Below are 16,621 nucleotides of genomic sequence, written 5' to 3'. Positions count from 1 at the left end.
TTGCCTCATCTAATGTTCGCGCGATGTGAGTTGTATTCAGGTTAATTACCGCGTTCTAACGCGGGGAATTTTGATGACGTGTTCGATGTATTGCTTAACATCCCGACCCTTCAGATGACCGCGGATTATCAGCTCTTGCATAGCGGCGATCGACAGGTCGTAGCTTTCGATCACAGCATCTGCCAGAATAGCCAGATGTTTTAACTCTTCGTCGCTCATCAACTGAAGATCCATCATGTCGCGCACGAACACGGCGTCGCCATCAATCAACTGATTGCTGAGGGCGCGACCTTCGATTGTCTTGCTAATCCGGCGGTGCAGCTTTCGGCTTTTGAAACTCTGAAACTTGTGCAGATGATGACCTGTCTGGCGCAGCAGGCGCATTTGCTCGTCCAGCAAAGGTTGATCAACATAAAGCGGAATGGCGGCGACTTCTGTAATCACCGCGACCGAGGCGGCGAGTTTTTCCTGAGCGCCCTGAAACACCAGCCCTTCGCCGCCTTGTACGTCGATCTTCAGCAAGTCAAAAGCCGGGATATCGTCAAGATCGTCCAGACGTTTGGTGTCCATTTCGACCTTTTCGGCAACGGTCATCGCATGACCCCACATGCCAAGGTAAGTTACCGCTTTGGAATTGGGCTCCAGCAAAGACGTAAAGGCGCTCGAGTTACAGATATTCAGCGTTGCCTTGCCGCCTGCCCCGACCGCAAAAGGCAGATAGTGCACATTGGGGTTCTCAACGTTCTGAAGCGCCTCAAAGGCTTCCGGGTGCGGCTCAAACCCCCAAACCTCGCATGACCCCATTTCAAGCAGTGCTTTGTAAGGTGGATCGTTCACCGGATTTGCCCCAACGTCGACGATCCGCGTCAACCTTTCAGGCTTCAACATATCGATCAGTGCTGCGACCCTGTCATTTTCAAACGTGCCAACCATTAAGAAGTTCCAAGCCAAATCAAAAGCATCATCGAACCCATAGCAACAATTCCGCAAGCAGGCGAAGTCGCAAAGATTGCCCCTCCATCCAGCATTACGCCGGAAACGGAGCTGCATTTGCGAACGTTAGATCCAGTAGTACCGCTCAGCGCTATGTCAGAGCCGCCACCGACCGTTTGCTGCATCAATTGACCGAACTTTTCCAATTCAGCGCTCCTTACGACGCGCTTTGCGCATAAGCCGCGTTGTTAACAGTGCAGCTAAGCGGCCCAGAACCACACCGATGACGATCGCGAACACCGGATTGATGAACTCAAATTTGTTGAGGTTAACCCAGATTACCCCCAAAAGCCCGCCGAGTACCGGCAGAACGTAGGGCAACGCGGCTTCTATTTTTGCCGTGGTATTAGCCAACGGACCCCTCCAGCGAAATCGCCACAAGCTGTTGCGCTTCCATGGCAAATTCCATGGGCAGCGCCTGGAGCACCTCTTTGGCAAAACCATTCACGATCAGAGCCACTGCCTCTTCCTCGTCCATGCCGCGCTGTCGACAGTAGAACATTTGGTCGTCATCCACTTTGGAGGTCGTCGCTTCATGTTCTACCCGCGCGGAGTTATTACGGACTTCAATATAGGGCACCGTGTGCGCGCCACATTTGTCGCCGATCAACAACGAGTCGCATTGCGTGTAGTTGCGGCCATTCTGCGCCTTGGGGTGCATGGAAACCTGACCACGATAGGTGTTCTGAGCCACACCGGCGCTAATGCCCTTGGACACAATGCGCGACTTTGTATTCTTACCCAGGTGGATCATCTTGGTGCCGGTATCGGCCTGTTGATGGTGATTGGTGATCGCGATCGAGTAGAACTCGCCCTGGCTGTCATCGCCACGCAGAATGCAAGAGGGATACTTCCACGTTACGGCAGAGCCTGTTTCGACCTGAGTCCACATCACTTTGGAACGGTCACCCCGGCAATCGGCGCGTTTGGTCACGAAGTTATAGATGCCGCCTTTGCCGTTCTCGTCCCCAGGATACCAGTTCTGGACGGTCGAGTACTTCACCTCAGCGTCTTCCTCGACGATGATTTCGACCACCGCTGCGTGCAGCTGCGACGTGTCGCGCTGCGGGGCGGTACAGCCCTCAAGGTACGACACATAAGAACCTTTGTCGGCGATAATCAACGTACGCTCAAACTGGCCAGTGTTCTCGGCATTGATGCGGAAATAGGTCGACAGTTCCATCGGGCATCGCACACCCGGCGGTACGTAAACAAAGGATCCATCCGAATAAACTGCGCTATTCAGCGTGGCATAGAAGTTGTCCGAAACCGGCACCACGGAACCAAGATACTTGCGCACCAGTTCGGGATGCTCACGAACGGCTTCTGAGATTGAGCAGAAGATAACGCCCGCCTCTTGCAATTCTTTCTGGAACGTTGTGCCCACAGAAACTGAGTCAAAAACCGCATCCACGGCGACCTTGCGACCCTCTGCGGGCGTATCTGCAGCGCCTTCAACACCCGCCAGGATCATCTGTTCTTTCAGTGGGATGCCCAGCTTTTCATAAGTGGCAAGCAGCTTGGGATCGACCTCGTCCAGCGACTTGGGTTTTTCTTCCATACTCTTGGGACGGGCATAATAGTACTGATCCTGAAAATCGACCTCTGGATAATCCAGCATCGCCCATTCAGGTTCCTTCAACTGTTGCCAACGAGCAAAAGCTTCGAGCCGCCAATCGGTCATCCACTCTGGCTCTTCGTTCTTTTCCGAAATCAGGCGCACGATATCTTCGGTCAGCCCCCTAGGAGCGTATTCCATCTCAATTTCGGTTTCCCAGCCATATTTGTATTTGCCGCCAACTTCGCGCACGGCGTCGACAGTTTCCTGATCGACACCTTCCTTAACCTCAACCTGGTCCACCATGGCCATATCGCTCTCCTGTTCGCTCAAGCCGCGCGCGCGCGGTGTTTCTTATGTTGGGCCAGCCATGCATCTGCAAAGCCCATCACGTCCTGTTTCGTTGTGTCGGGTCCCAGAGAAACCCGGATCGCCCCTGCGGCGACAGCGTCTGTGTATCCCATGGCCTTCAAGACCCGGCTCGCGCGTACTTTGCCAGACGAACAGGCAGACCCAGCCGAAATGGCATAGCCTGCCAGATCCATCTGCATCACCTGAGTTTCGCCTTTCCAGCCAGGTGTTGCCAGGCAAAGCGTATTTGGCAGGCGCTTTGAACCTTTCCCGACAAAAATAGTATCCTTTGCCTGATCGACAAGAGCCTCTTCCAGCAAATCTCGCAGAGATGCAACCCGATCCCACACTCCATCAGAGAGATCACGTTGCGCTGCCACGGCCGCAGCCGCAAAACCAACAGCGCCGATGATGTTTTCTGTGCCGGCGCGGCGCCCCAATTCTTGACCGCCGCCCCTTAACTGCGCAGCGAGATCTGTTCCCCTTCGAAGGATCAGAGCTCCGATACCTTTTGGGCCACCAAGCTTGTGAGCCGAAGACAGCGCAGCTGTTGCACCGGACCAGTTGAAAGCCACGGGTAATTTGCCGAACGCCTGTGTCATGTCGCTCACAGCCAAGTTGCTGGGTAGTTCTTGAACAATTCCAGTTTCGGAATTGGCCAATTGCAGGCAGGACTGGGTGGGATCAATGAGCGAAACCCTTCCATTGTCACCTACTGGCAAGTCTGGTGCAATCCAGGCCGCCACCGCATCATGCTCGATATCTGCGCCATGCAACTCGCGGCCCGCAAGTGCCAGAGCTGCTGCTTCGGTTGCGCCGGACGTGAACACGATGTCGGCGCCGTCAGCGCCGAGCGCTTCGGACAGCTGCCCTCGCGCGCGTTCCAGCAACCCTTTGGCCGCACGACCTTCCGCATGCACGCTGGAAGGGTTTCCAGCCACGTCCATTGCGGTAATCATTGCGTCCCGAGCCTCCGGCCGCAAAGGTGCGCTGGCGTTGTAATCGAGGTAGACCCGCTTCATTCCGCGTCAACAACCGCAAAAATTCCGGGCACTGCAGGGCAAGGGGCCAGCTCATTGCCAATGACATCACTCAACCGGGCTTGGTGCAGGAATACATAAACCTGTGCCGAAAGCCCTTCCCACAAACGGTTGGACAGTGACTGCGCCCGCGATCCTGAAAGGCCACCCGTCGCACCGGCGCCGGTGTGCAGAGCAGAAACCGTTTCATCCACCGCCGAGAGTATTTCCACAACACGGATGTCCGAAGCTGACTTGGCCAGCCGATACCCCCCGCCCGGACCGCGCACACTCTCCACGAGGCCAGCGCGACGCAGTTTGACAAAGAGCTGCTCAAGATAAGGTAAGGAAATATCCTGGCGCTCGGAAATCTCCGAAAGCGTCACCAACTCACCCTCTTTCTGCAATGCGATATCGCAAAGTGCAACGACGGCATAACGTCCCTTGGTCGACAGTTTCACGAGTCACTCCCAGCAATTGATTGACGTTAAGCGCCGCAACCCCTAAATCGCTTGCAACACTTCCGGTAACAACCGGAAATTCTTAGAACCGTTCTAAAGTGCCCTAGCGAATTCGTCAAGAATATAGGAGCACCTTGCAGGAGACAGGGAAACACATGCCCGAGGTCATTTTCGCCGGACCCGAAGGCCGCCTTGAAGGCCGTTACCACCCCCAAAAAGAAAAAGACGCACCGATCGCCATTGTGCTTCATCCGCATCCACAATTTGGCGGCACGATGAACAACAAGGTTGTCTATAACCTGCACTACGCCTTTTACAACATGGGCTTTACGGTTCTGCGGTTCAATTTCCGCGGGGTTGGTCGCAGCCAGGGCGAATACGACCAAGGCGTTGGCGAGTTGAGCGATGCGGCGTCGGCGCTGGATTATCTCCAGTCGATGAACAACAACTCAAAGCATTGCTGGGTTGCAGGGTTCTCGTTCGGCGCATGGATTGGCATGCAACTTTTGATGCGTCGCCCGGAGATTACCGGTTTTATCTCAGTGGCCCCGCCCGCCAACATGTATGATTTCTCGTTCCTGGCCCCCTGCCCTTCGTCGGGTCTGATCATCAATGGAACATCGGATCGCGTGGCGCCTCCCGCAGACACACATACACTGGTCAACAAACTTCATGAGCAAAAAGGCATTACGATCACCCACCAGGAGATCGAGGGTGCTGGCCATTTCTTTGAAACCGAAGACTACATGGACAACATGGTTGGCAATGTGAGCGATTATGTGAAACGCCGCCTGACAGAAAATACGCGATAGCTCATGGCCTACTACGATGACCTCGCGAACAGGCTCGCTCAGGATGTTCTGAAAGCGCAAAAAGCCACCGATGACGACGAGTTGATCAAAGACATCGCGAATACGCTCGAGGCGACGTCTTCCACGATGCACGAAGCTTTCATGACCGCGGTTCGGGTTTATGCCGCGGAAGAGCGCGCGCGCGTTCAGTTGAATGAACGCCTGCGTGCAGCAGGCTATGAGCTAAAGTCAAAATGAGTGATGGCCGGCTTGCAGCGCAAATTGCGTTTCTGAACGAAGCCGACAAGCTGAAATCGGTTCTCAGGGCCACGAAGACCCTCGATGCAAGCCGCCGTGAAAATTCTGGCGAACACAGCTGGCATATAGCACTTTACGCGATGGTTCTGGCAGAGCATGCCAGCAGACCCATCAACATCAACCGTGTCATCAAGATGCTGTTGATCCACGATCTGGTCGAGATCGATGTCGGCGATGTTCCGGTCCACGCACAGGGTGGAGCGGCCCATGGCAGTTCAGAGACGCAGGCCGCCGAGGCGCGGGCGGCAGACCGGATCTTTGGCCTTCTTCCTGCCGATCAGCGTGACTCTTTTCGAGCACTCTGGGATGAGTTCGAAGCGGCCGAAAGTGATGACGCGGTTTTCGCCAAGTCGGTAGATCGTGTTCAACCCGTCATCTGCAACCTTGAAACGGGTGGTGGAACCTGGCCCGAATTCAATGTCACCCGACAGCAGCTCGAAGATCGGGTCGGCTGGAAGGTGGAAAAAGGCGCGCCAAAGTTGTGGGCATTCCTGCAAAGCCGTATTGCCGCGTGGTTCTCAGTGAACGCCAGCTAACGCCTACTCCATGAACAGACCACAGTGGGGCCAGCCATAGCCCCAGCGCCACGGTAACCCCGAACAGGGGCCCCCTCCTACACGCACTGCATCAAACATGCTGGCGGCAATCATGTCGTAAGCCTGGTCAACCCTGGCGTCGCTCATCCCATAGTCTCTCTTCAGAGCGTCTCGACGCGCCTCTGCGGTTTCCCGTACGCAATGCTGCAGGACTTCATCTGCCTTGAGGCGTGCAAGGTAGCTTTCTCGCGAAGTGTGGGCATTTTCGGCGGAGTGGTAGGACCTGTCATGGGTGACACAGCAACTTTCCCAGGGGGGCTTGGACATGTGAAGCTCATCAAACTCGGGAAAGAGTCCCGCGATGGCACTCCAGGTCGCAGACAGCCCTCCTGAACAACCATCTGTTGTGAACTGGTTCAAAGACTGCGTCGGATCATTGCGCAAGCTCATCAGGCGCTCATGGGCCTTGAGCTCCGCCTGAGCAATCCAACCTGTTGGAGCTTCTTCTGCTGCCAGAGCACCACCAAAACCTCCCAGCAGCATCGCTAGCGTCAAACCTTTACGGAGAACTGTCACGGTACAGCTTTTCATCCAAACCCAACCCCACATAGTTACCCATCGCCAGCACCAATCGCTCAACAGTGCTGAGGTCATGGCGGTGTTCTATCACCTCTCGCGCAAGGCCTGGTTCATCCGTTATCAGACCGTCAACTCCCAACGATATCATGCGAGACATTTCCATTGGTTCGTTCACCGTCCAGACGTAGAGTTTCTTACCTGCCGCCCGCATCTCACGGACCAGACGCGTAGAAGCCATGGTCTTGTTCACGGCAAGAAAATCCGTTTCAAGTTCCCAAATTCGTCCAGCGGATGCAGACGACAGCAAACCCACCTGCCAATCGGGGCGAATAGTTTTCATTTTCTGAACCGCATCATACTTCAGCGACATCGCCTTGACCTCGGTTTCCATGCCTGTGGCCTGAACGATGTCTGCGACTCGCTGCTCAAGCGCCATATCGTGCCCGTAGTACTTCAGCTCAATCAAAACGCCCGCATGTCCTTTGGCAATGTTTAGCACCTCTTCCAATGTCGGCACACGCTGGTCGGCATACGACGGGTCAAACCAGCTTCCGACGTCGATGCGGGCAATATCCTGCATCGTTGCATCCCAAATCTTGGTCGGATCGCCACCAATCTTCATGAAATCGCTGTCGTGGATTACGACGACAACGCCGTCGTTGGTTTCCTGAACATCAATTTCAACCCAATCTGCCCCATCCTCTATGGCCTTTTGGATCGATGCCATCGTGTTTTCAGGTCGTGCCCCAGCGGCGCCGCGGTGGGCGATCACTTCAATTGTGTCTGCCACCTTGGTTCGGGCGAGCTGAGCCACGCCCAAGCCAGTCATTGCGAAGCTGATCACCGCACCGAGCACAAGCAGACGGCCAAAATGGCGCGGCGGCGAGGTCGTAATCTGTGTTTTCTGACCCGGCCATCCGGCATAGTCGACCAACAGGATTGCCAGTGTTCCGGTGCTGATTGTCGTTACGATCAGGTTGAGCCCGGCGAGCACAAGAGAACACCCAATCAGCGTCCTGGCCAGAATACGAATGTCGTCGCCCTCCCCGCCAATCAAGATATCTGCAATACCGCCGACCAAGGCTAGCGTTACAGACAGTGCGATTGCCGACAACGCCCCCCAGAGGATCAACTTGCGCAAGAGCCGCATGCGGTTGCCTTGCATCAAACGAAAGCTTTCCGCAAAACTGGCATTGGGTGAGGCATCAGAAAAGACCACCAGCGGCAAAGCCAGCGCCCAGCCAAGCAGTTTGTAGAGCAGCAACAGGCCACCCAACGCCAAGGACAGGCCCGCTCCTGCGATGACCCCGTAGAATGCTGGCGGGCGTGTGTTGAGATAGAAGTTGATATCGTATTCCGTCAACCATTTCAGGTAGATACCTCCGGCAGCGGCGACAAATGGCACGCCAAGCAAGAGAACACGCACCGTAAGGTGTACCGCAAAGCTGAAAATCTGTTGCCAGTTTTGCAGCACAGCAGTGATCCCTGATCCAATCTGATATCCTTCGTTACGACGGGCCGAAAGCGCCACCCCCATCATGATAGATACGTTCAGAACTGTAAGCGTCAGGATCAGCCCAGCCATGACCAACAGAGCCAAAAGACCGATAGGTGAAACCAGGAACATCGCGATGTCAAAATCTGAAAGCGCCGGTTCACCAGAAAGCTTCAGGACCAGCCGCATCGTGAACGCCAATAGCGGCGCCAAAAACGCCGTTAACAGAACATTGAATGCCAGATGAGAGGCCAGAATGGGCCATCGTAACTGCCAAGCCTGCACCAAGGCCTGAAAAACCGTCAATCTCTTCATTTTGCGCCCCGCGCTGAACAATTTTTTCAAAGCTAGCTCAGAGACCGACCCGTTGCCACCTTCACCTAACTGGCTTCCACCTCTTTTTTCTTGTTCAAACAATAAACGCGCGTGACACGCCAAGGTGCACGTCAATGGTCTGGAGACCAAGTACCATTGACAGACGTCAATTTCCCTTTGCCATTTGGATATCTTTGTTTATGCGATGTTGTTGAGCCAACGAGGGATTGTTTTCAAACGTGTTTCGAGATGTCGGTTTCCGCCTCTGGGAACGTTGCGGCCTCAGGTAAAGTCCCGCTACTGTCCCCAACTCTAGGTTCGAGATGCCCAAAGGTTACTTGCTTCTGATTGCTGCCGTCATGACCGAAACCATCGGCACCTCTGCCTTGCAGGCCAGTCACCAGTTCAGCCGCCTCTGGCCCTCTGTGACGGTGGTCATTGCCTATGCGATTTCATTCTACTTAATGGGCCTGACGCTTGAGTACATCCCGGTTGGCATCACATATGCGATTTGGTCGGGGTTTGGGATCGTTTTCATCGCGATCATTGGCTATCTGGTGTTCAATCAGAAACTCGACCTGCCAGCCGTTGTTGGCATGGGCTTCATTGTTCTCGGCATCCTGATCATTCACCTGTTTTCCAAAACCGGAGCACATTAAAGGGCTGGCCTTTTCTGCGCCTGCGATATAGGGCGGGCGCGAACAGGAAAAGAGATACCTCATGGACCTTCGTAACATTGCGATCATCGCGCACGTTGACCACGGCAAGACCACCCTTGTGGACGAACTGCTGAAACAGTCCGGCGCATTCCGCGAAAACCAGGAAGTGGCCGAGCGCGCCATGGATTCCAATGACCTTGAGCGCGAACGCGGCATTACCATCTTCGCCAAGCCGACGTCGGTCGAGTGGAAAGGTACACGCATCAATATCGTTGACACCCCCGGACACGCCGACTTTGGTGGTGAGGTCGAGCGCATCCTATCGATGGTGGACGGCGTTGTTCTGTTGGTGGATGCAGCCGAAGGCCCTATGCCGCAGACCAAGTTCGTAACGTCCAAGGCGCTGGCATTGGGCCTGCGGCCCATCGTTGTTTTGAACAAGGTCGACAAGCCCGACGCCGAACCTGATCGCGCGCTCGACGAGTGTTTTGACCTCTTTGCCTCGCTAGATGCGAACGAAGATCAATTGGACTTTCCACACATGTACGCCTCAGGGCGCAATGGCTGGGCGGATGCAGAGCTGGATGGACCCCGCAAAGATCTTCACGCGCTGTTCAACCTGATCGTCAATCACGTTCCTGCCCCCAAGCAGATCCATCATCAGGGCGAGGACTTCCGCATGCTCGCCACCACGTTGGGAAGTGATCCTTTCGTGGGCCGCATCCTGACGGGTCGCGTTGAGTCCGGTACCCTCAAGGTTGGGGCAACCGTTCAGGCTATCAGCCGCATCGGTCAAAAAATTGAACAGTTTCGCGTGACCAAGATTCAAGCCTTCCGTGGCCTGGCTCAGCAGGATATCGACGAAGCTCAGGCGGGTGATATCGTGTCAATTGCAGGTATGTCCAAGGCCACTGTGGCTGACACCATCTGCGCACTGGCGGTGGATGAACCGCTCGAGGCGCAGCCCATCGATCCCCCCACCATCACCGTGACTTTCGGCATCAACGACTCGCCACTTGCGGGACGTGACGGCAAAAAAGTGCAGAGCCGCGTGATCCGCGATCGCTTGATGAAAGAGGCGGAATCCAATGTTGCCATCAAGATCGCAGACACCCCTGGCGGAGAGGCATTTGAAGTCTCGGGCCGCGGCGAACTCCAGATGGGCGTTCTGATCGAAAACATGCGCCGCGAAGGCTTTGAATTGTCGATTTCACGCCCTCAGGTCATCATGCGCGAAGAAGACGGACAGAAGATGGAGCCTGTCGAAGAAGCCACGATCGACGTGGATGACGAGTACTCGGGCGCCGTGATCGAGAAACTGACCGGCGCCCGCAAAGGCGAGCTGGTTGAAATGCGTCCCGCCGGCGCCGGCAAAACCCGCATCATCGCCCATGTGCCGTCGCGTGGCCTAATCGGGTATCACGGCGAGTTTTTGACCGATACGCGCGGTACCGGCGTGCTGAACCGCGTGTTCCATGGCTGGACTCCCTACAAAGGCGCCATCGCTGGCCGCCGAGCTGGTGTGTTGATCTCTATGGAAAACGGCACCTCGGTGGCCTTTGCTCTGTGGAACCTCGAAGACCGCGGAAAGATGATGATCGGCGCCCAAGCGCAGGTTTATACCGGCATGATCATCGGCGAGCACAGCCGTGAAAATGACCTTGAAGTGAACCCTCTCAAAGGCAAGAAACTGACCAACGTGCGCGCTAGCGGCACAGACGAAGCGGTTCGCCTGACCACACCAATGACCCTGTCGCTGGAAGAGGCCATCGCCTATATTAACGACGACGAGTTGGTTGAGGTCACGCCAAACAACATCCGGCTTCGCAAACGCTTTCTTGACCCCCATGAGCGCAAGCGCATGGCAAAATCTCAAGGCTAAACACAATAGTTCTGATGCGAAGCCGTCTCGTCACTCGTCGAGGCGGCTTTTTTTATGTGAAAAATGCGAAAACACATGATTCCCAAAAAATTTCTAATTCGAAGACTGTAGCAACCCGGTCTTGAGTCCATGTCCCATTTGGTCAAAGGTAAGGTGAAATTTCCAGAGCTTTGCTGACATGACCCGCCGTTTAATTTCCGCTTCAATGCTATTCCTTTCTTTTGTGACCACACTGTTTTTGGCCACAGCTCTCGGCGCCCAAACGCAAGGATTTGGCCAATTCAGCATTGCTGATTATCAGGCACAAAGGGGTGACACGCAGAAAGTGGGCGTCGGAATAACTATCGACCAGATTACGTTTGTCGACCAACAAGCTGAAAACTTCGGCGTTGTCGGGACGTTGTATCTCAAAGTCACCTATCCCGAACTGGCTTTTGATGCAAAAGAAGGTGACGCGCCCTTTCGGGCCTACAGCCTAGACAGTTTTCGCCAGCTTTTGACGGACAACAACGCCCAGCCACCGTACTTCATCCTGCGAAACCAACAGGGACGGCGATTTGTACAGCAGGTATCGATCCTTCTGACACACACTGGCCAGGTGACCTACGCAGAAAGGTTTACGGCAACCTTGCAAGCGCCCTACTTTGACTTCACACGTTATCCATTTGACACTCAAACGTTTTTTGTCGAAGTGTCTTCAATGTTACCGAACGGGTTCATCGAATTCCACCCGCTTCCGGAACAAACCGGCATGGGAGATATGCTCGGCGAGGAAGAGTGGATTCTCTCCAATCCCAAACTCAAGGCGTTTACGGCCAAGGGGATTGGCGGCAGAGATGTTTCAGTTGTCGCGCTGGAGTTTGAGGCCACACGCCACGTCCAATACTACATCCTTCGCATTCTGTTGCCCTTAGTCATCATCCTGTTCGTCAGCTGGGCCACCTTTTTCCTCGAGGAATACCGCAGGCGAATCGACATGGCTTCGGCCAACCTTTTGGTGTTTGTCGCCTTCAACTTTGCGATCTCTACAACCCTGCCACGGCTGGGCTACCTCACCTTTATGGATTCTCTCCTGGTAGGCATGTTTATCATCACAGGGTCGACTGTTTTGGTGAACATCGCCCTTCGACGCCTGAAGATCGTCGGGCGGGAAGCACTGGCACGCAAAATAGACCGCTACTTGGTCATTTGGGTCTACCCCATCTTGCATGCAGCCGGGCTGTTCTGGGCGGTAAGGTTCTTCTTGATCTAGATTTTCCGGCCGAACATGAAAACACCCTCGAAAACACGATGAATTTGGGATTAGTGAGTGTGGGTTATGGCGGAGCGACAGGGATTCGAACCCTGGAGACGGTCTCCCGCCTACACACTTTCCAGGCGTGCGCCTTCGACCACTCGGCCACCGCTCCGTGCTGCGGTCTTTAGCCCGCAATTGCAGCTACTTGCAAGGGGCAAACAGCATCAAACCTTCAATTATCACCCATCCAGATGCAGGTTCACGCGACGGTTCTGGCGGCCCTTCTTTTCAACCTTGCCAATTCGCACCCGACCTATCTCGCCTGTACGTGCGACATGGGTGCCGCCGCAGGGTTGCAGGTCTACCTGGCCCGCGCCTTCACCGATCCGAACCAGTCGCACGTGCCCTGCGCCCATCGGCGGTTTTACGGACATAGTTTTGACGAGGCCCGGGTTGGCGGCTAATTCTTCATCGGAAATCCAGCCTTCAGTCACAACCAGGTCCCGTTCGATCAGGTGGTTCAGTGACTCATTGAGGGCATCCTTGTCTGCGGGGGCTTCCGGCATATCGAAATCTAGCCGCCCTTTATCCGCGCCAACCGACCCCCCGGTCACAGGCAATGGGATCACCACGGACAGCAGGTGCAAAGCGGTGTGGATACGCATGTGACGATAGCGCCTCTCCCAGTCCAGTGTCTGGGTGACAGGAGTGCCTTCAGGCGGCAGTGAAGACGGCTCAGCCGGGACCAACACCACTTGGTCCCCCTCCCCTTTGACGGTTGTGGCGATCTTCAGAACCGTCCCGTTCCAAGACAGGCTGCCACTGTCGCCTGGTTGTCCGCCACCAGTTGGATAGAACAGGGCTCGATCCAGCACGATGCCCCCTTCCGGGGTCAATCTTGTTACGGTCGCCTGCGCCTCACGCTCATAGGCATCTTCTCGAAACAATAACTCAGTCATCACCTGTCTCCATCCCCATCAGCCCCACCATCACCTGAATCCGGCGCGTCCGGCTGACCAGTGGAAACAGCTCCTATGCCGGAGCCCACCTGAACCGGATGGTTGACCTTTTCCGGGTTACGCAGCCAAACATCCTGCTGCGGGAACGGGATCTCGATCCCCTCTTCCACCAAACGCTTGGCAATCTCGTAGTTCATGTCCGACCTCACGCTCAGGACCCAGTTCACATCCCGCAACAAGGCACGCACTTCAAAGTCAAGCGAACTTGCGCCAAAGCCCTGGAACACCACATAGGGCGCAGGAGTTGCCAACACCATCGGGTGCGCATTCGCCACCTCCAACAGGATTTTCTCGACCTGTCTAGGCTCTGTGCCATAGGCCACGCCAATTGGAACAATCACACGCCCGACCGTGTTGCCTCGGGTGTAGTTTGTCACGGTCCCTGCCACCAGATCGCCATTTGGAACAATCACATCTGTGCGGTCAAAAGTCTCAATCCGAGTCGAGCGAACTGAAATATCTCGCACATAGCCCATCTGGCCGTTGACCTCGATCCAATCCCCTTCGGCGATAGGACGTTCTATCAACAGAATAATGCCGCTGACAAAATTCGACACGATGGTCTGCAGACCAAAACCAATGCCAACTGAAAGCGCTGACGCCACCAGAGCAATAGATCCCAGATCAATGCCTGTGTTGTTCAGGGCAACCATAGCCGCGACTGTGATGCCGACGTAGCCGACACCGGCGACCACCGCGTTCTGCCCTCCTGGATCCAACCTTGTGCGCGGCAAGAACGTGTTTTTCAGAAAGGCTTGAATCAATCTGGTCAGAACAAATCCAACCGAGAAAATCGCAACAAACAGGATTACTTCAGAGGGAGAAATCGTAATCTCGCCAACCCGAAAACCTCCCAAAGCCTGTTGATACAGGCTGGTGATTTCCTGACCTCGCATTCCCCAGATCATCAGGAATACAGGGCTTGCGATGGCAATTGACAAAAGGGAAAGCAACAAAGGCCAAAGGGTTTTTTCTTCTGCGCCTTCGTCCTGACCATACGTGAACAAGCGATTGTAGAAAAAGTGCAGAAGCACCAGGAAGGCAATCAACTGAACCGTGTAGATAGCGGGGAACACCAATGCCTCGGCCGCTCGCGTGTACCCTGCAGTCGCCAATAGGACCCCAACAATTGCGGCGGCCTGGTAAAATCGCGCAACCAAATTGAGAAAGTGGTCATAATACCGCGTTTCCCCATGTTGCTGTTCTTGCGCGGCGCGCACACGTTTGCGAAACACCCGTGCGAAGCGCAGCATGAGATATCCAGCCGCTACAATGAGAGGATACAGCACCACCGACTGCGCTTCGAGTGCCCATCCGTCATAACCCGCCACCGCACGTACGACTTGATAGAGAGCGAGAACAGTTCCGACAGCATAAGAGGCGCGCAGCCCTTCTTTTCGCGCTCTTTCATCTAAATAGGGAATGTCCCGCAAGCCTCCTAGCGGCACAAAAATACGACGCCCGATCCAAACAGGGACAATATAGACAAAAAGAGCCGTTGGAAGCGTGGCAAGTATGCGATCCCCGCGCAATCCAGCCAAATCGGTTGCGTAAAAAGCCTCGGATACAAATGCAATCCCGATCAGGGGAAGAACCAGGTATCCCAGTGACAATCCAAAAGCCACGATTTCGGCCAGCGGACCTTCTCGGTCACGCATGAACAAACGCTGAGCAGTGGCCGTCCAAGTGCTCCCCCGAACGAGCAAGGTTAGGCCGATCGCCATATTAAAAGCGAAGATCAGGAAATTCTGACCAAGCTGACGCTCGTACCGTTCGTATGCCCAGGCAGTTCGCACTTCTCCGATCACATGCCCCACAGACATCATCAGGTTCTGCAGACCAGTTCCCAGATTTGATGGCGCAATGGGTATGGGCCCCCGTTTGAGCAATTCGCTCGTATAACGGTCGCGCAACAATGTATCGATACCCTGCACCAACCTGTCTGCCTCAACTTTGGCAAGGCCGGCCCTAACCGACGGTATGCGGGCCTCGGCCAGAAGAGCATTCAGTTCCTGGCGTTGGTGGGCAATTTCTGCAGGCTCGCTTTGGCCTTCACCAGGTCCCGGCCCCAACGCCCCCAACCGGGCTTTCAGAGTTGCCTCTGAAATAGTCGAACGCTCCTCAGCTGCCGCAAATTTAGCGCTCCAGCCGATAAGCTGGTTGCGCAGCTCGTCCATGGCCGCGCCAGAAGCTCGATCGGCCTCGATTGCAAATTCCGCCCGGATCGCGACTTTTCTCCATGCATCGTAGTCCGGCTCTCCCGAGGTGTTCTGCGCCAAACTCAATTGCGCAAAAAACAGCAACGCCAAAGTCAGGGCGAGAAAGACGGGGCGAAAAGCAATCATCCGAGTTTAGACATCCTCAAAAACACCGGGAATGCTGCCGGGGCTCTGGTCGCCCAACCATGAGGGGGACGGAAGTGCCTTTTCCTTAAGGAAAGCAGGGTTAAACAGTTTTGACTGATACCGAGTTCCATAATCACACAGAACCGTCACGATTGTGTGCCCGGGTCCCATTTCTTTTGCCATGCGAATGGCCCCGGCTACGTTGACACCTGAGGACCCCCCTAGACACAGGCCCTCTTCGGTCAAGAGGTCAAAGACAACGGGCAGCGCCTCATCGTCGGGAACTTTGTAACATGCATCCGGCGTGAACCCTTCTAGGTTGGCCGTGATCCGGCCCTGTCCGATTCCTTCGGTGATCGAGTCCCCGCCGTGATCGATGCCGGTGTACAGCTTGAACATGCCCGATCCGCCGGGATCCGCCAGTGCCACTTTGACCCCTTTGGGTTGCAGCGCCGCCCCAACCCCCGCAAGCGTGCCACCGGAGCCAACGGCGCAGACAAAACCGTCGACTTTGCCGCCAGTTTGCTCCCAGATTTCCGGCCCCGTGGTCTCAACATGCGCCTGTCGGTTGGCAATGTTGTCAAACTGGTTTGCCCAAATGGCCCCATTTGGTTCGGATTTGGCAAGCCTTTCAGCCAATCTACCTGAATATCGGACGTAATTGTTCGGATTTGAATAAGGTGCCGCGGGCACCTGAACCAACTCGGCTCCCGCGAGACGGATCATGTCCTTCTTTTCCTGGCTTTGGGTTTCCGGGATGACAATCACAGTTTTGAAACCCATCGACGCCCCAACCAGCGCCAGACCTATCCCCGTGTTGCCCGCGGTGCCCTCAACAATGGTGCCGCCGGGCTTGAGGTCCCCGCGCGCCACAGCGTCCCATATGATGAACAGCGCGGCACGATCTTTGACAGATTGGCCTGGGTTCATGAACTCGGCTTTGCCGTAAATGTCACAACCTGTCGCCTCGCTGGCATTACGCAGGCGGATCAGGGGAGTGTTGCCGACGGCGTCAGCAAGATCAGCGGCAATTCGCATCGCGTTTTCCTTCCAAATACCTTGG

Annotated in this window: 16 protein-coding genes and 1 tRNA gene; 6 read left to right on the top strand and 11 right to left on the bottom strand. The window is 55.2% G+C overall.

Translation table 11 applies throughout. The features are described 5' to 3' along the window. Window positions 1-45 precede the first annotated feature (45 nt). The 5 genes from EK369_RS02155 to iscR form a co-directional block, all read right to left on the bottom strand. Window positions 46-933, bottom strand: a complete 888-nt coding sequence (locus EK369_RS02155) for an FkbM family methyltransferase (protein WP_164726810.1) — start codon at window positions 931-933, stop codon at window positions 46-48. Between the two features lie 207 nt (window positions 934-1,140). After that, complete coding sequence (locus EK369_RS02150) at window positions 1,141-1,347, bottom strand: hypothetical protein (RefSeq protein WP_127112033.1); 207 nt, start codon at window positions 1,345-1,347, stop codon at window positions 1,141-1,143. Next, the gene (gene sufB / locus EK369_RS02145; RefSeq protein WP_127112499.1) at window positions 1,340-2,863 is read right to left on the bottom strand and encodes a Fe-S cluster assembly protein SufB; all 1,524 of its coding nucleotides are present in this window, start codon (window positions 2,861-2,863) and stop codon (window positions 1,340-1,342) included. The genes EK369_RS02150 and sufB overlap by 8 nt, the downstream gene beginning before the upstream one ends. Before the next feature lie 17 nt (window positions 2,864-2,880). After that, window positions 2,881-3,924, bottom strand: coding sequence for a cysteine desulfurase family protein (locus EK369_RS02140; protein ID WP_127112032.1), 1,044 nt, complete (start codon window positions 3,922-3,924; stop codon window positions 2,881-2,883). Then, entirely contained in the window at window positions 3,921-4,382 is a 462-nt protein-coding gene (gene iscR, locus EK369_RS02135) for a Fe-S cluster assembly transcriptional regulator IscR (RefSeq protein ID WP_127112031.1), read from the bottom strand. Before iscR ends, EK369_RS02140 begins: the two co-directional genes overlap by 4 nt. A gap of 155 nt (window positions 4,383-4,537) precedes the next feature. Here iscR and EK369_RS02130 point away from each other — a divergent pair, with 155 nt between their 5' ends. From EK369_RS02130 to EK369_RS02120, 3 genes are read left to right on the top strand one after another with little or no spacing between them, the layout of a single operon-like run. Beyond that, window positions 4,538-5,194, top strand: coding sequence for an alpha/beta hydrolase (locus tag EK369_RS02130; protein ID WP_127112030.1), 657 nt, complete (start codon window positions 4,538-4,540; stop codon window positions 5,192-5,194). Window positions 5,195-5,197: 3 nt separating this feature from the next. Further along, window positions 5,198-5,431: a hypothetical protein gene (locus tag EK369_RS02125; protein WP_127112029.1), complete on the top strand. Its 234-nt coding sequence runs from the start codon at window positions 5,198-5,200 to the stop codon at window positions 5,429-5,431. Beyond that, window positions 5,428-6,027: an HD domain-containing protein gene (locus EK369_RS02120; RefSeq protein ID WP_127112028.1), complete on the top strand. Its 600-nt coding sequence runs from the start codon at window positions 5,428-5,430 to the stop codon at window positions 6,025-6,027. Before EK369_RS02125 ends, EK369_RS02120 begins: the two co-directional genes overlap by 4 nt. 3 nt (window positions 6,028-6,030) lie before the next feature. On the opposite strand, the gene EK369_RS02115 is transcribed toward EK369_RS02120, so the two are convergent. Together EK369_RS02115 and EK369_RS02110 are read right to left on the bottom strand one after the other, a co-directional pair. Further along, a complete protein-coding gene (locus EK369_RS02115) occupies window positions 6,031-6,582 on the bottom strand; it encodes a hypothetical protein (RefSeq protein WP_235871317.1) in 552 nt (183 codons plus the stop codon). A gap of 4 nt (window positions 6,583-6,586) precedes the next feature. After that, window positions 6,587-8,416: a glycerophosphodiester phosphodiesterase gene (locus EK369_RS02110; RefSeq protein ID WP_127112026.1), complete on the bottom strand. Its 1,830-nt coding sequence runs from the start codon at window positions 8,414-8,416 to the stop codon at window positions 6,587-6,589. 323 nt (window positions 8,417-8,739) lie between these two features. Here EK369_RS02110 and EK369_RS02105 point away from each other — a divergent pair, with 323 nt between their 5' ends. The 3 genes from EK369_RS02105 (at window position 8,740) to EK369_RS02095 (ending at window position 12,209) form a co-directional block, all read left to right on the top strand. Further along, window positions 8,740-9,075, top strand: coding sequence for an SMR family transporter (locus EK369_RS02105; protein WP_127112025.1), 336 nt, complete (start codon window positions 8,740-8,742; stop codon window positions 9,073-9,075). Window positions 9,076-9,136: 61 nt separating this feature from the next. After that, window positions 9,137-10,957, top strand: coding sequence for a translational GTPase TypA (typA, locus tag EK369_RS02100; protein WP_127112024.1), 1,821 nt, complete (start codon window positions 9,137-9,139; stop codon window positions 10,955-10,957). A gap of 178 nt (window positions 10,958-11,135) precedes the next feature. Continuing rightward, window positions 11,136-12,209, top strand: coding sequence for a ligand-gated ion channel (locus EK369_RS02095; RefSeq protein ID WP_127112023.1), 1,074 nt, complete (start codon window positions 11,136-11,138; stop codon window positions 12,207-12,209). Between the two features lie 67 nt (window positions 12,210-12,276). Here the strand turns inward: EK369_RS02095 and EK369_RS02090 are convergent. The 4 genes from EK369_RS02090 to EK369_RS02075 form a co-directional block, all read right to left on the bottom strand. Next, window positions 12,277-12,366 (bottom strand) — tRNA-Ser (locus EK369_RS02090). 67 nt (window positions 12,367-12,433) lie between these two features. Next, window positions 12,434-13,153 carry an alanyl-tRNA editing protein gene (locus tag EK369_RS02085; protein ID WP_127112022.1) on the bottom strand — a complete coding sequence of 240 codons (720 nt, stop codon included), beginning with the start codon at window positions 13,151-13,153 and terminating at the stop codon, window positions 12,434-12,436. Continuing rightward, a complete protein-coding gene (locus EK369_RS02080) occupies window positions 13,153-15,558 on the bottom strand; it encodes a DUF3772 domain-containing protein (RefSeq protein WP_127112021.1) in 2,406 nt (801 codons plus the stop codon). Before EK369_RS02080 ends, EK369_RS02085 begins: the two co-directional genes overlap by 1 nt. 6 nt (window positions 15,559-15,564) lie before the next feature. Continuing rightward, a complete protein-coding gene (locus EK369_RS02075; protein ID WP_127112020.1) occupies window positions 15,565-16,596 on the bottom strand; it encodes a cysteine synthase A in 1,032 nt (343 codons plus the stop codon). Window positions 16,597-16,621: the final 25 nt, after the last annotated feature.

The sequence above is a fragment of the Shimia sediminis genome (genome assembly GCF_003990645.1).
Lineage (GTDB): Bacteria > Pseudomonadota > Alphaproteobacteria > Rhodobacterales > Rhodobacteraceae > Shimia > Shimia sediminis.
Note: the sequence above shows the minus strand (reverse complement) of the source record. Positions and strands in the feature narration are given on the sequence as shown.